The organism is Lysobacter sp. CCNWLW3, from assembly GCF_036697405.1.
Taxonomy (GTDB): Bacteria; Pseudomonadota; Gammaproteobacteria; order Xanthomonadales; family Xanthomonadaceae; genus Lysobacter.
Genome location: NZ_JBAHWA010000008.1, coordinates 122875 through 136629 on the forward strand (window position 1 = coordinate 122875; position 13755 = coordinate 136629).

Sequence of the window (13755 nt, forward strand, 5' to 3'; positions counted from 1 at the left end):
ATGGCACTCATAAATGGAGCTGGAACTGAGTGGGCCATTCAACGAGGCGCCGCAAAGCGCTCGACAGGTCGCGGAGCGTGTTGCAAATAGATGGCACGACGCCGCACGGGCGTCGTATCGAGCTTCAGATTCCGCTCAACGCTCGCGCAGGAAGCGCGCCATCGACACGCCGTTGCCCGGTGCGGGCGGGGCGAATTCGGCCGCGATGTCGACGAAGCCGCGCATCACCGCGATCTCGCGCGGGGTGCGGTTGAGGGCGTCGCGCAGGTCCGGGTCGGCGCCCGCGCGCAGCAGGCGCTGGACCACGCGCAACAGGCCGTGCAGCGCCGCCAGGTGCAGCGGGCCGAAGCCGCGCGGGTCCTGGGCGTCGAGCGCGGCGTCGTGGTCCAGCAGCAGGTCCAGGCCGGCGACCAGCACTTCCTCGTCGGCGGCGGTGCCCGGCTCGGCGCGCGCGCCCAACAGCAGCAGCAGCGGGGTGGCGCCGGCGGCGGATTCGTCGGCGTCGACGCCGGCCAGCAGCAGGGTGTCGAACAAGGCCACCAGGCGGCTGCGCTCGCGCGCGGTGAAGCCGTACATCGCCGCGCAATGCAGGGCCATGCGGCCTTGCGCGTCCTGCGCGTGCACGTCCGCGCCGGCCGCCAGCAGGCGCGCGGCCAGGTCGGTCAGGCCCAGCGCGCAGGCCACCATCAGCACGGTCAGGCCGCCCGGCAGGCGCTGTTCCAGCGAGGCGCCGGCGGTGACCAGGCGGTCGACGATGTCGCCGTGGCGCATGCTGACCGCGGCCGAGAGCGGGGTCGCGCCGGAATGCGCGGGCAGTTGCGGATCGGCGCCGCGCGCCAGCAGCAAATCGACCACGGCGCGATGGCCGCCGCCGGCCGCACGCAGCAGCGCGCTGCAACCCTGGCGATCGAGCGCGTCCACCGGCAGGCCGAGGTCGAGCAGGCGACGCACCGCATCGGCGTCGCCGACGATCGCGGCGGCCGGCACGTCGTAGGCCTGCAAGGGGCGCTTGGGCAGCGGCCAGCCGCGCCAGTCCAGCCAGTCGGCGAGGTCGCGGCGGCCGGACGACAGCGCCACGCCCAGCGGGGTCTGACCGTCGGCGGCCAGCAGATCGGGCGAGGCGCCCTGGGCGACCAGGCGCTTGAGCATGGTCTCTCGGCCGAGCGCGGCGGCCAGATGCAGCGCGCTCATGCCGTGGCTGTCGCGGGTGTCCAGGGCCACGCCGATCGCGACCAGGCGGTCGACCAGGCGCGTCCAACCCAAACGCACCGCGAGCGCGAGCGTCGGGTCGCCGTTGCGCGAATGCGCGAAGGGATCGGCACCGCGTTCGATCAAGTCCAGCGCGAACTGCTCCAGCCCGCGCGCGGCCTGTTCGGCGCTGGCGCAGGCGGCGAGGAAGCGCGCCAGGCCGCCGGCGCCGGCCGGCGATACGCCGCGGCGCAGCAGCGCCTGCAGCGCCGGCACCGCGCTCGGGCCGCGGCCGAGCAGGGCGAACATCGGGGTGTCGCCGTGGCCGTCGCGGACCTCGGCGTCGGCGCCCTGGGTGAGCAGCCAGGCGATGCGCTCGGGCGAGAGCGCGTTGTCTTCGTCGTGCAGCTGCGCGCCCAGCTCGGCCGGGGTCAGCAGCTTGGCCAGTCCGCCCAGGTCGGCGGCGCGGCCTTCGCGCAGTCCGTCGCGCAGCAGACTGGCGGGCATGCGGTCGGGCAGCGGCGCATCGCCGCTGTCGTCGTCGCTGACCGCGGCCGGCAGCGGATAGGCGCGGTCGAGCGCGGCCACCAGCGACCAGCGCCCGGCCTCGGCGGCGCGATCCACCGCGCGCTTGCCGAGCGCATCGCGTTGTTCCGGGTCCACGCCCAGGTCGAGCAGGCGCTGCACCAGCGCCGGCGTCGCGTTATCGGCCATGCAGGCCAGCGCCAAGGCGTTGCGGCCCTCGGCGTCGGTCATCGCCGCCTCGGCCGCACCGCCGCGCGGCAGGTGTTCGAGCAGGCGGTCGAGCACGCCCAGGCGCGCGCCGCGCGCGGCCTCGAGCAGCGGCGTGCGGCTGCGCGCGTCGATCGCGTTGGGATCGGCGCCGGCGGCCAGCAGCACGGTCACGATGTCCAGATGGCCGGCGTAGGCGGCCTCGTGCAGGGCGCTGCGGCCGAGCGCGTCGCGCGCGTCGATCTTGGCCTTCTGCTTGAGCAGCAGGCTCACACCGGCCGGATCGTCTTCCTCGGTGCCGGCCGCGGCCAGCAACACCGGTTGGCCGCTCGTGGGTTCCGGGCGCGCGCCGCGTTCCAGCAGGAACTTGGCCAGGCGCCAGTTGCCGCTCGCGCAGGCCACGCCCAGCGGCGACTGGCCGTCGCGGTTGAGCGGGTCGAGTTCGGCCTGGGCGTCGCGCAGCAGCGCGGCCACGCCCGGATCGGAGCTGCGTGCGGCGTGGTGCAGCGGGGTATTGCCGTCGCCGTCGGCCAGGCGCGGGTCGGCACCGTTGGCCAGCAGGGTCATGACCGCGTCGGGACGGCCGTGCCAGCTGTCGCGGGTCGCGGCCAGCAGCGGGGTCATGCCGGCGGTGGCGGCATTGAGGTCGACGCCGTGCGCGATCAGCGCGCGCAGCAGGCGCAGATCGGGCAGCACCGCGGCCAGCACCGCCAGGCTGCGCTGGTCGCGTTCGTCGATGGGCGGCGCGGCGTTGACGTCGGCGCCCAGTTCGATCAGCTCCAGTGCGCGTTCGACCCGGCCGCCGCGCGCGGCGGCGTACAGCGCCGGCTCCAGCGGCTCGCCGCTGAGCAGCGGTGCCTGGCTGGCGTCCAGCGGTTCTTCGTCGGCGACGAAATCCAACCCCGGCAACGGATCGGCCGCTTCGATCCCCTGCAGCAGCCAGTGCAGCAGCGGCGAGCCCAGGGCCAGGGCGATCGCCAGGCCCCAGCGCGCGCCGGGCGGAAGCAGGCCCGGCCAGGCCAGCACGATCACCGCCGCGGCCAGCGCCGAGACGATCGCGGCCACGCCCAGTCCGCGCCAGGCGCCGAGTTCCAGCTCGCTCAGCGCTTGCCAGTACTCGCGCAGGCCGCCGCCGTCGCGTTCGAGTTCATGCCACAGCGGCCACACCCGCCACAGGCCCAGCAGGGCGATGCCGGCGACCGTGCTCAGGCCCAGCGCCGCCATCAGCGAACCGGTCTGCAGCAGCGAGGACAGCGGCCAGGCCACCACCAGGGCCAGCGCGGCCACGCCGGCCGCCCACAGCAGGACCAGGGTGCCGCCGTCGCGCAGCCAGACCGGACGCGGCTGCTCGGCGTCATCGCGCCAGAACCGCGCCGCCAGCGCATAGGCCGGCTGCGCCAGGGTGCCGGCGAGCGCGGCGACGGCGCCGCCGAAGCCGGTCAGCAGCGTCAGCGCCAGCCCCGCCGCCGCGGTCGCGGCCAGGCGCAGCCGAGCGTGCTTGGGGTCGGACCAGGGACTGCGGCGCTCAGGCATCGGACCGCACTTCGTCGTGCCGCGGCGGGAACTGGATATGGAAGCCGCGGCTGGCGAGATTCTCGCGCACCACCGCGCTATCGCCCCGGGCGAGCTGGCGTTCGGGCGTCAGCGCCACCTCCAGCACGAACTGCAACGCGCCCAGCTGGGTGCGCAGCGGTTCCGGCAGGCGCTCGAAGTCGTCGCGCGCGGCCAGGAAGACGTAGGTTTCGTCCTTGCGGAGGCTCTTGTAGACGTAGGCTTGCATGCGCTGGACGGCTCGGCTCCCGGTCGGATTTTAGGTGCGGGTTTATGTGACGCACAGCATACCTGCCCATCCGCGTCACGCGAACTCTGACGTTCAGCGTCAGGCGCGGGAGCGGCTGCTAGCGGCCGGGGGGCCGGAGCCAGGGGAGGCCCGGCGGCGGGGCCGTCCCGGCCCGGCCGACGACATCGCCCCGCCCCGCCATTGCCCTCGCCTCGCCTCGCCTCGCCTCGCGGTTGCGGTTGCGGTTGCGGTTGCGGTCGCCGTTGCCGTTGCCGTTGCCGTTGCCGTTGCCGTTGCCGTTGCCCCGGCATTGGAATCCATAGCCCCGCACCCACGCGAGCAACCGTAGACCCGAAGGGCGGCGCGCAGGACGCGCGCCGTTTTTCGAATGGACAAGGATGTCCATTCGAAAAATCCCGGCGCCAGCCCCGATCTCGCAGGGGAGGTTTGGTCCCGCTAGCCCTTCTCTTTGGTTACTTTCTCTTGGGCTAGCAAGAGAAAGTGACCCGCACGCGCAGCGGGCGGAAGCCGTTGACCTTCGTGCCAAACGCGCAAAGGAAAGAGCAGCAGCGGATCTCCCAGCACGCCCGGCCACCGCAGTAGCCGCAGTTCGCGATCGCGGCTCACGCCGCTCCCACAGAAAGCTAGCCCGTTCGGAACCTGCGACGTGGCTGGAATTCGCGGTCGCGGCTTGCGCCGCTCCTACAGGGAGCCTGGGCGAGAGAAAGTGACCCGCCCAGCAGGCGAAAGCCGTTGACCTTCGTGCCAGCCATGCAGAGCAAAAGCAACGGCGAATCTCCCGACGCGCCCGGCCAGCGCCGTAGCCGAAGTTCGCGATCGCGGCTCACACCGCTCCCACAGAAAGCCAGTCCGTTCGGAACCTGCGACGTGGCTGGAATTCGCGGTCGCGGCTCGCGCCGCTCCTACAGGGAGTCTGGGCGAGAGAAAGTGACCCGCACGCGCAGCGGGCGGAAGCCGTTGACCTTCGTGCCAAACGCGCAAAGAAAGAGCAGCAGCGGATCTCCCAGCACGCCCAGCCACCGCAGTAGCCGCAGTTCGCGATCGCGGCTCACGCCGCTCCCACAGAAAGCCAGCCCGTTCGGAACCAGCGACGTGGCTGGAGTTCGCGATCGCGGCTTATGACCGAAGGAAATCCCGGTGGGACGCCGCTCCCACGGAAAGCAGGCTCAACCCGAGCCAACGGCGTGGCCGTAGTTCGCGGTCACGGCCCGCGCCGCACTTACCGAAAGCGGCACCTCAGTGATACCCCGCATCCGCCGCGATCTTGCCCTTGAACACGTTGTAGGACCAATAGGTATAGCCCAGGATCGCCGGCAGCAGAATCGCCAGACCGACCAGCACGAACCCCTGCGACGACGGCGGCGAGGCCGCGTCCCAGATCGTCAGCCCCGGCGGCACGATGTTCGGCCAGATGCCCAGCACCAGCCCCGCGAAGCCGAGTACGAAGAAGCACAGCGTCAGCACGAACGGCGCCAGGTCGCGGCCCTCGCGCATCGCCGCGCGCCACAGCGCGAACGCGTTGACCAGCACCAGCAAGGGCACTGGCGACAGCCACAGGAAGTTCGCGCCGTCGAACCAGCGCGCCATGATCCGCGAGTCCAGGAACGGCAACCAGGCGCTGACCAGCCCCATGAACACCACCACCACCAGCACCAACGGCCGGGTCAGGTTGCGCGCGATCTGTTGCATGCGGCCCTCGGTCTTCAGGATCAGCCAGGTCGAGCCCAGCAGCGCGTAACCGAACACCACCGCCGCGCCGGTCAGCATCGAGAACGGGCTGAACCAGCCGAACACGCCGCCGACGTACTTGCCGCCCTGCAGCGGCATGCCTTCGACCAGGGCGCCCAGGATCACGCCCTGCGCGAACGCGCACAGCAGCGAGCCCAGCGCGAACGCCGCGCCCCAGGCCGGCTTGGAGCGGTGCGCCTTGAAGCGGAATTCGAAGGCGACGCCGCGGAACACCAGCGCGATCAGCATCAGCAATACCGGCAGGTACAGCGCCGACAGCACCACCGCGTAGGCCTTGGGAAACGCGGCCAGCAAGCCCGCGCCGCCCAGCACCAGCCAGGTCTCGTTGCCGTCCCAGATCGGCGCGGCGGTGTTCATCATGTGATCGAGCTGGCCCTCGTTCTCGGCGAACGGCGCCAGGATGCCCAGGCCGAGCACGAAGCCGTCCAGCAGCACGTACATCAGCACGCCGAAACCGATCACGCCGAACCATGCGATTGGCAGCCAGTATTCCATCGTCCACCACCTTCTGTGTCGCACCCGCCGCGGCGGGACTGTCGTGATGCGCGCGGGCCGCGCGCAAGCGATCACGCCTGGGTTTCGGCCGGTTCGTCCGGCACCGACAACGGCCGCGCCGCGGTCTTCTCGCCTTTTCCTGGACGAGGCGCGGGCTCGTGCGGATGCGGGCCCTTGCGGATCAGCTTGCGCAGATAACCGATGCCGGCGCCGAACACGGTCAGATAGGCCACCGCGAACACGATCAGCGAGGTCATCACGCCGCCGCCGTCGATCGCGCTGACCGCGTCGGCGGTGCGCAGCAGGCCGTAGATCACGTACGGCTGGCGCCCGATCTCGACCACGTACCAGCCGGCCAGGATCGCGACGAAGCCGCTCAGGCTCATCGCCCGCCAGCCGTTCAAGACCCAGCGCCCGAAGCCGCGGCCTTCGAACAGCTGCTTGCGCTTCCATGCCCACAGCGAGGCCAACACCAGCAGCAGCATCGCCAGGCCCAGGCCGACCATGACGCGGAAAGCGTAGAACACCGGCTTCACCGGCGGCCGCTCTTCCGGCGGCACCGACTTCAAGGGCTGGATCTCGCCGTCCAGGCTGTGGGTCAGGATCAGGCTGCCCAGCTTCGGGATCGCGACCTCGTAATCGTTGCGCTCGGCTTTCTCGTTGGGCACCGCGAACAGCACCAGCGGCACGCCCTCGCCCTGGGGCTTGGCCTGCCAATGCGCTTCCATCGCCGCGACCTTGATCGGTTGATGCTCGCGCGCGTTGAGACCGTGCAGATCGCCCACGTACACCTGGGTCGGCACCGTGATCGCGGCGAACACCACCGCCGCCTTCAGCATCCGCTTGGCCGCGTCGACGTGTACGCCGCGACGCAGGTAGCCCGCGCTGACGCCGCCGATCAGGAAACAGGTGGTGATGAAGGCCGCCAGCACCATGTGCGCCAGGCGATACGGGAAGGAGGGATTGAAGACGATCGCCCACCAGCTGTCGGGCTCGAACACGCCCTCGACGATCTTGTAGCCGGCCGGCGTCTGCATCCAGCTGTTGGCCGAGATGATCCAGAACGTCGAGATCAAGGTGCCCAGCGCGACCATGCAGGTGGCCAGGAAATGCATCTTCTCCTCGACCCGGCTCCAGCCGAACAGCATCACGCCCAGGAAGGTCGCCTCCAGGAAGAACGCGGTCAGCACTTCGTAGGACAACAACGGACCGAGGATGTTGCCGGCCTGTTCGCTGAGCACGGCCCAGTTGGTGCCGAACTGGAAGCTCATGACGATACCGGACACCACGCCCATGCCGAAGGAGACGGCGAAGATCTTGGTCCAGAAGAAGAACAGGTCGCGCCAGACGGTGTCGCGCGTGCGCAGCCAGCGCCATTCCACGAAGGCCAGCCAGCTCGCCAGGCCGATGGTGAAGGCCGGGAACAGGATGTGGAACGAGATCACGAACCCGAACTGGATGCGCGACAGCATCAAAGCGTCCACGGCACGACTCCTGTCATATCCCGCAATTCCAGCGGGACTTCAGATTCGCAGGGCCATTGTGCGCCGCGTCATCGGACCGGTAAAGCACCGTGACGCATGGCCCAATCGCGCAAACTATTGAGGCTGCTACCCTGCGTCACTGCCAAACTAGCCTAAAACCAGGTCCGCCGATGCGCCTCGTTCCGAACGCCTTGACCCTGTCGCTGGTCGCGCTGCTGCTCGCCCCCAGCGCCTATGCCCAAACCCCGATTACGCTCGCCCAAACCATGGCCGACCCCGACTGGATCGGTCCGCCGGTGGAACAGGCGTGGTGGGCCTGGGACGGCCAGCGCGTGCAGTACCAGCTCAAGCGCGAAGGCGCGACCGTGCGCGATACCTGGCAGCAGGGCGCCGGCGCGAACGCGGTGGCGGCGAAGATCGACGGCGCCGCGCGCGCCGACCTCGACGCCGCGCAACCGGTGTACGACGCGCAGCGCGCGCGCATGGCTTTCGTGCGCAACGGCGACGTGTTCGTGCGCGACCTGCGCAGCGGCGCGCTGACCCAGGTCACGCGCAGCAACGACAAGGAGTCGCGGCCGCAATGGAGCCACGACGGCAAGCTCGTGTTCCGCGTCGACAACAGCTGGTACCTGTGGCGCGCCGGCCAGGGCGTGAGCCAGGCCGCGCTGCTCAAGGCCGAGAACGATCCGGCCAAGCCGCCGAAGGCCGACGATCTGCGCGATCGCCAGCTGGCGACCATCCGCACGCTCAAGGACGATCGCGACAAGCGCGAGGCCGCGCGCGAACAGGACGAAGCCTGGCGCCGCGCCGACAACAGCCGCGCGCCGGCGCCGGTCTACCTGGGCAGCGACGTCGAGATCGCCGACAGCGCGCTCTCGCCCGACGGCCGCTGGATGCTCGCGGTCACCCAGGCCAAGGGCGCCGACGCCGGCCAGAGCGGCAAGATGCCCAAGTACGTGACCGAGTCGGGCTACGAGGAATTCGAGGAAGTGCGCACCCGCGTCGGCCGCAACGCGCCGCTGCCGCAGAAGCTGTGGCTGATAGACGTGGCCGCCGGCAAGACCAGCGAGCTCAAGTTCGATCGCCTGCCCGGCATCGGCGAGGACCCGTTGGCGGCGCTGCGCAAGGCGGCCAACAAGGAGCCGCTCAAGGGCGATCGCGCGGTGCGGATCGAGAGCGACGGCGACGGCAGCGGCCCGGCGATCCGCTGGAGCGACGACGGCCGCCAGGTTGCGGTGCTGGTGCGCGCGATCGACAACAAGGACCGCTGGCTGACCACGGTCGACCTGGCCAAGGCCGCGCTGGTGGTTCGCAACCGCGGCAACGACCCGGCCTGGGTCGGTTGGAACAGCAGCGACTTCGGCTGGCTGCCGGCGGCCGGCAACGGCGAGGCCGCGCTGTGGTGGCTGTCCGAGCAGAGCGGCTACGCGCACCTGTACGTCGGCGAAGGCAACGGTGGTGCGCGCGCGCTCACCTCCGGGCGCTGGGAAGTGTCCTCGCCGCAGCCCAGTGCCGACGGCCGCGGCTTCTACTTCGTCTGCAACCGCAAGTGGCCGGGCGACTACGAAGTCTGCGCGGTCGATCGCAACGGCGGCGCGGTGCGCGAAGTCACCGCGCTCGACGGCGTCGAGGATTTCGCGCTCTCGCCCGACGGCAAGCGTTTGCTGCTGCGCTACTCCTCCAGCTACATGCCGGCGCAGCTGGCGGTGATCGGCAGCGATGGCGAGGGCCTGGCCAAGCTCACCGACACCCGCAAGCCCGAGTTCAAGAATCGCGAATGGATCCAGCCCGAATACGTGCAGGTGCCGTCCAAGCATGGCGCCGGCACGATCTGGGGCAAGTTCTACGGCCCGAAGAATTACGAGCCGGGCAAGAAGTACCCGATCGTGATGTTCGTGCACGGCGCCGGCTATCTGCAGAACGTCACCGCGCGCTATCCCAATTACTTCCGCGAACAGATGTTCCACAACCTGCTGGTCCAGCAGGGCTATGTGGTGCTGGACCTGGACTACCGCGCCAGCGCCGGCCTGGGCCGCGACTGGCGTACCGCGATCTACCGCCAGATGGGACACCCGGAACTCGAGGACTATCTGGACGGCCGCGATTGGCTGATCGCCAACAAGCAGGGCGACGGCGACCGCGCCGGCATCTACGGCGGCTCTTACGGCGGCTTCATGACCTTCATGGCGCTGTTCCGCGAGCCCGGCAAGTTCAAGGCCGGCGCCGCGCTGCGCCCGGTCACCGACTGGTCGCAGTACAACCACGAGTACACCTCCAACATCCTCAACACGCCCGAGCTGGATCCGGAGGCCTACAAGAAGTCCTCGCCGATCGAATACGCCCAAGGCCTGCAGGACCACCTGCTGATCGCCCACGGCATGATCGACGACAACGTGTTCTTCAAGGACTCGGTGATGCTGTCGCAGCGCCTGATCGAGCTGCGCAAGGACAAGTGGGAACTCGCGCCCTACCCGATGGAGCGGCACGGCTTCACCCACCCGGACAGCTGGTACGACGAGTACCGGCGCATCTACGAACTGTTCGAACGTACCTTGAAGTGAGGCGCCTGGGGGCGCACGGCGAGACCGTGCCCCCCGCCGGTTGATCGGCACCCGGCCCGCCACCGGCGCGGCCGCGCCGCGCCGCGCAATCGGTATCGTCGCCGCCATGACCGATCCCGACGCCATCCAATCCCGCTCTTCCTCCTGGCGCGTAGGCCGTAGCGCGGCCTGGGCCGCGCTTGCGGGCGCCTGGGCAGCGCTGTGCCTGTCGCTGCCGCGGCTGGGCTATGCGCTGCTCGACGAGCCGGTGCGCTCGCAGGCGCTGGCGCTGATGGACATGACCGGCCTTGCGCTGGCGCGGCATCTGTCGCTGTCGGGATTGGCTCCGTGGCTGACGCTGGCGCTGACCGCCTTCATCGCGGCCGGCGTCCTTGCTTTGGTGTGGCAGCTCGTGCTGCGCTGGCTTGATCGCGACATGAGCGCACGCGCCGCGTTGCGTTGGAGCCTGCGGACGCTGCCGATGCTGGTGCTGTGGAGCATCGGACTCGTGGTTGTGCTCGGCACGGCTGCCCTGGTGTCGGACCACTTGCTGTTGGAAGGGCTGCCGTCCGGCTACGCCTGGAGCGTCATGTTGCTGCCATTGCCCTACCTGCTGTCGTTGCCGCTGTTCTGCCTGCGTCGCGAACTGGTCGGTCGCGCATCGCCACCGCTGGTCTGGCGACCGGGCTGGCCGGGCTGGCCGGTGATCGCCACGACCGTGGCGATCTGCTTCTTGACGGTGATGGCGATGCACGCAGAAGCCGCCTTGGTATCGGCGCTGCCGGCGCTGGCGTGGCCGGCTGCGGTGGCAGACTGGCTGTTGCAATCGGTCTTGCTGACGATCGTGCTTCTGTTGTGGTTGCGGCGCTCGCGCTGGCGACGCTTACCGGCGGATGCGGGCGACGCACTACGCTGGATCCGTCTGCGACGCACGCTCGCGGTGCAGTGGCTGGGTTACGGCCTGATCTTCCTGCTGCTCGCCCCACCGCTGCTCGCCATCGCCCTGGACGCGACCTCCTTCATGCCCACGATCGCCTCGATATCCGACACGCATCAACTTGCTCGACCCTCGGCACTTACGATCTGGGCCGGCTTCGCCGACTGGGTAACCCAGTACTGGTGGGTCGTCCTGGGCCTGCTGATCCCGTGGTTCGGCCTGAGCGCCTGCGCGCGCAGCCTGCTGCAGGTAGAGGATGCGCCGGCGGAGTGAACGGATACGTAAACAGGTACGAACATCGCGGTGCTAGCATCGCCCGCAATCAGGAAGGAACCGCCATGAAGCCCAGCCTCCGTCGCGCCGCGCTCGCCGTCCTCTTGCTCGCCCCCGCCCTGGCCGCGGCCCAGGACGGCCGCGCCGCCAAGCCCGGCTATCAGGAGCAGGTCGCGCTGCGCAACTTCACCACCTCGCTGATGCGCGAGTCCATCGTCGCCGAGTGCCGGGCCAGGAACTACGCCGGCATCGACCGCCTGGAGGCCGCCTATGCGGAATGGCGCAAGCCGCGCGAGGTGTCCATCGCCACCGGCCAGGTCGCCGCGCTGAGCCGCTATCCGGACCTGGGCGGCAATGCGGCCGCGCAGCGCAGCAACTTCCGCCAGCAGTTCGACAAGAGCTTGAAGCCGGGCATCGTGGCCGACCCCGGCCAGGCCTGTTCGGCCGCGCTGTCGACCTTCGCCAGCGGCCTGCCGGTCCCGTTCAGCGGCGACACCCGCACTTCGCAGGAGCTGCGCTTCGACATCTACAAGCAGGCCATCGTCGCCGGCAGCGCCGCCAACGGCTGCGCGGACTTCGACGCCATCGAAGGCAGCGTGCTGGAAAGCTCCAAGACCGATACCGGCGCCACCGAGCGCTGGCTGCTCAAGGGCTGCGGCCAGGAGGTCGCGCTGACGGTGAAGCACCAGCCCGCCGCGAACGGCGGTTCGGACTTCACCATCGCCGTGACGCCCGCGACCGGGCCCTGAGGCCTGCCGCCGCGTATCGGCGGCGCCCTGGCAGGCGCGCGCGGCCCGGTAGAATGTGCGCCATGAACGATTTCGACCGCGTACGCGACTATCTCACCGGCCTGCAGGACCGCATCTGCGCCGCCATCGAACAGGCCGACGGCGGCGCGCGCTTCGCCGAGGACATATGGCAGCGCGCCGAAGGCGGCGGCGGACGCACCCGCGTCCTGCGCGGCGGCCGGGTGTTCGAACAGGCCGGGATCGGCTTCTCCGACGTCTCCGGCACCCAGCTGCCGCCGTCGGCGAGCGCGGCGCGGCCGGAGCTGGCGGGCGCGTCCTGGCGCGCGGTCGGGGTGTCGCTGGTGTTTCATCCGCACAACCCCTATCTGCCCACCACCCACGCCAACGTGCGCCACTTCCGCGCGATGCGCGAGGGCGAGACCGTGGCCTGGTGGTTCGGCGGCGGCTTCGATCTGACCCCGTTCTATCCCTTCGACGAAGACGTGCTTCACTGGCACCGCACCGCGCGCGCGCTGTGCGAGCCCTACGGCGGCGAGCAGCGCTACGCCGCGCACAAGCGCTGGTGCGACGACTATTTCTTCCTCAAGCACCGCAACGAGACCCGCGGCGTCGGCGGCTTGTTCTTCGACGATCTGCACGAGGACTTCGAGCGCGATTTCGCCTATCAGCGCGCGGTCGGCGACGGCTTCCTCGAGGCCTACCTGCCGCTGGTCGAGCGCCGCCGCGACACGCCCTACGGCGAGCGCGAGCGCCAGTTCCAGCTCTACCGGCGCGGGCGCTACGTCGAGTTCAACCTGGTCCTGGACCGCGGCACCCTGTTCGGCCTGCAATCGGGCGGTCGCACCGAGTCGATCCTGATGAGCCTGCCGCCGCTGGCGCGCTGGGAATACGGCTACACACCCGAAGCCGGCAGCGAAGAAGCCAGACTGGCCGAGTACCTGGTGCCGCGCGACTGGCTTTGAAGCAGCAGCGAGTAGCAGAGTGAGGAGTGAGGAGTGAGCGAAAGCCGCTCTTACTCACTACTCACTTCTCACTCACCGCAGGGGAGCGTGCCCCTTCTCGCGGCTGAGGATGGTGATGTGGCCGTTGGTCTCCAGCATCGCCAGGCCGATCTCGTCGACCTCGGCGCAGTCGTTCTCGCGCATGGCCTTATGGAAATCGGCGCGGCTGACCAGCTCGCGCCGCAGCACCTCGCGATAGACGTGGCCGTCGCGCGCCAGCACCACCGGCACGCCTTCCAGCGCGCGCTCGGCGCGGTCGCTGCGCGAGGCCACGTAGCCCACGCCCCAGTTCAACAGCATCAGGGTCGCGGCCAGGATCAGGCCGCCGCCGACGCTGGTGTCGGTGCCCAGCAGGGCGTTCTGCACCGCGTTGCCCAACAGTACGATCAGCAGCATGTCGAACGAGGTGAACTGCCCCATCGTGCGCTTGCCCGAGGCGCGGATCATCAACAACAGCACGAAGTACACGACGCAGGCGCGCAGCACGTAATGCCACCACGGCATCGACAGATCGAAGGCGTCGGACATGCAAGCACTCCTGCTGGGCGGTGGTGGCGTTAGCGGGGATTGTGGCCGAGCGGCACGCGCCGCGCGTATGGGCCACGAGCGGGCCGGTGTCGCCAAGAAGCAGGAAGGGTGCCTGCCGCCATCCGGAATGCGGCCGCGGCGGTTTTGGCGACACAAATAAAAAGCCCCGCAGGCAGGGGGGGCCGGCGGGGCTGGTGGAGCGGGGCCTGGGGAGGGGCCTTCGCTCCGGGATCACTCCAGGGGAGGGAGAGATCAGCGACAGACGTTGCATCTGTCGC

Annotated in this window: 9 protein-coding genes; 4 read left to right on the forward strand and 5 right to left on the reverse strand. The window is 70.0% G+C overall.

All coding sequences use genetic code 11. The features are described 5' to 3' along the window. Positions 1-135: 135 nt before the first annotated feature. The 4 genes from V1318_RS14320 to V1318_RS14335 all read right to left on the reverse strand — a co-directional run bounded on the left by V1318_RS14320 (position 136) and on the right by V1318_RS14335 (position 7449). On the reverse strand, positions 136-3453 hold the full coding sequence (locus V1318_RS14320) for an ankyrin repeat domain-containing protein (RefSeq protein WP_332940382.1): 3318 nt from the start codon (positions 3451-3453) through the stop codon (positions 136-138). Then, the gene (locus V1318_RS14325) at positions 3446-3700 is read right to left on the reverse strand and encodes a YcgL domain-containing protein (RefSeq protein ID WP_332940383.1); all 255 of its coding nucleotides are present in this window, start codon (positions 3698-3700) and stop codon (positions 3446-3448) included. Before V1318_RS14325 ends, V1318_RS14320 begins: the two co-directional genes overlap by 8 nt. A 1257-nt stretch (positions 3701-4957) precedes the next feature. Then, the gene (gene cydB / locus V1318_RS14330) at positions 4958-5965 is read right to left on the reverse strand and encodes a cytochrome d ubiquinol oxidase subunit II (RefSeq protein WP_332940384.1); all 1008 of its coding nucleotides are present in this window, start codon (positions 5963-5965) and stop codon (positions 4958-4960) included. Between the two features lie 71 nt (positions 5966-6036). Then, positions 6037-7449: a cytochrome ubiquinol oxidase subunit I gene (locus tag V1318_RS14335; RefSeq protein ID WP_332940385.1), complete on the reverse strand. Its 1413-nt coding sequence runs from the start codon at positions 7447-7449 to the stop codon at positions 6037-6039. Between the two features lie 170 nt (positions 7450-7619). Between V1318_RS14335 and V1318_RS14340 the strand changes: the two genes are divergently transcribed. From V1318_RS14340 to hemF, 4 genes are all read left to right on the forward strand, one after another. Beyond that, positions 7620-10010: a prolyl oligopeptidase family serine peptidase gene (locus V1318_RS14340; protein ID WP_332940386.1), complete on the forward strand. Its 2391-nt coding sequence runs from the start codon at positions 7620-7622 to the stop codon at positions 10008-10010. Positions 10011-10116: 106 nt separating this feature from the next. Continuing rightward, positions 10117-11199 (forward strand): hypothetical protein, encoded by a 1083-nt coding sequence (locus V1318_RS14345; protein ID WP_332940387.1) that lies wholly within the window; start codon positions 10117-10119, stop codon positions 11197-11199. Between the two features lie 65 nt (positions 11200-11264). Beyond that, positions 11265-11948 carry a hypothetical protein gene (locus V1318_RS14350; protein ID WP_332940388.1) on the forward strand — a complete coding sequence of 228 codons (684 nt, stop codon included), beginning with the start codon at positions 11265-11267 and terminating at the stop codon, positions 11946-11948. A 62-nt stretch (positions 11949-12010) separates the two neighbouring features. Then, the gene (gene hemF / locus V1318_RS14355) at positions 12011-12910 is read left to right on the forward strand and encodes an oxygen-dependent coproporphyrinogen oxidase (RefSeq protein ID WP_332940389.1); all 900 of its coding nucleotides are present in this window, start codon (positions 12011-12013) and stop codon (positions 12908-12910) included. A gap of 72 nt (positions 12911-12982) precedes the next feature. Here the strand turns inward: hemF and V1318_RS14360 are convergent, their stop codons facing one another. Continuing rightward, positions 12983-13477 carry a YetF domain-containing protein gene (locus V1318_RS14360; protein WP_332940390.1) on the reverse strand — a complete coding sequence of 165 codons (495 nt, stop codon included), beginning with the start codon at positions 13475-13477 and terminating at the stop codon, positions 12983-12985. Positions 13478-13755 lie beyond the last annotated feature (278 nt).

What these genes read in the sequence shown, in the direction of transcription:
- V1318_RS14320 (WP_332940382.1), bottom strand. Translation starts at nt 3,453, where the DNA reads ATGCCTGAGCGCCGCAGTCCCTGGTCCGACCCCAAGCACGCTCGGCTG.
- V1318_RS14325 (WP_332940383.1), bottom strand. Translation starts at nt 3,700, where the DNA reads ATGCAAGCCTACGTCTACAAGAGCCTCCGCAAGGACGAAACCTACGTC.
- cydB (WP_332940384.1), bottom strand. Translation starts at nt 5,965, where the DNA reads ATGGAATACTGGCTGCCAATCGCATGGTTCGGCGTGATCGGTTTCGGC.
- V1318_RS14340 (WP_332940386.1), top strand. Translation starts at nt 7,620, where the DNA reads ATGCGCCTCGTTCCGAACGCCTTGACCCTGTCGCTGGTCGCGCTGCTG.
- V1318_RS14345 (WP_332940387.1), top strand. Translation starts at nt 10,117, where the DNA reads ATGACCGATCCCGACGCCATCCAATCCCGCTCTTCCTCCTGGCGCGTA.
- V1318_RS14350 (WP_332940388.1), top strand. Translation starts at nt 11,265, where the DNA reads ATGAAGCCCAGCCTCCGTCGCGCCGCGCTCGCCGTCCTCTTGCTCGCC.
- hemF (WP_332940389.1), top strand. Translation starts at nt 12,011, where the DNA reads ATGAACGATTTCGACCGCGTACGCGACTATCTCACCGGCCTGCAGGAC.
- V1318_RS14360 (WP_332940390.1), bottom strand. Translation starts at nt 13,477, where the DNA reads ATGTCCGACGCCTTCGATCTGTCGATGCCGTGGTGGCATTACGTGCTG.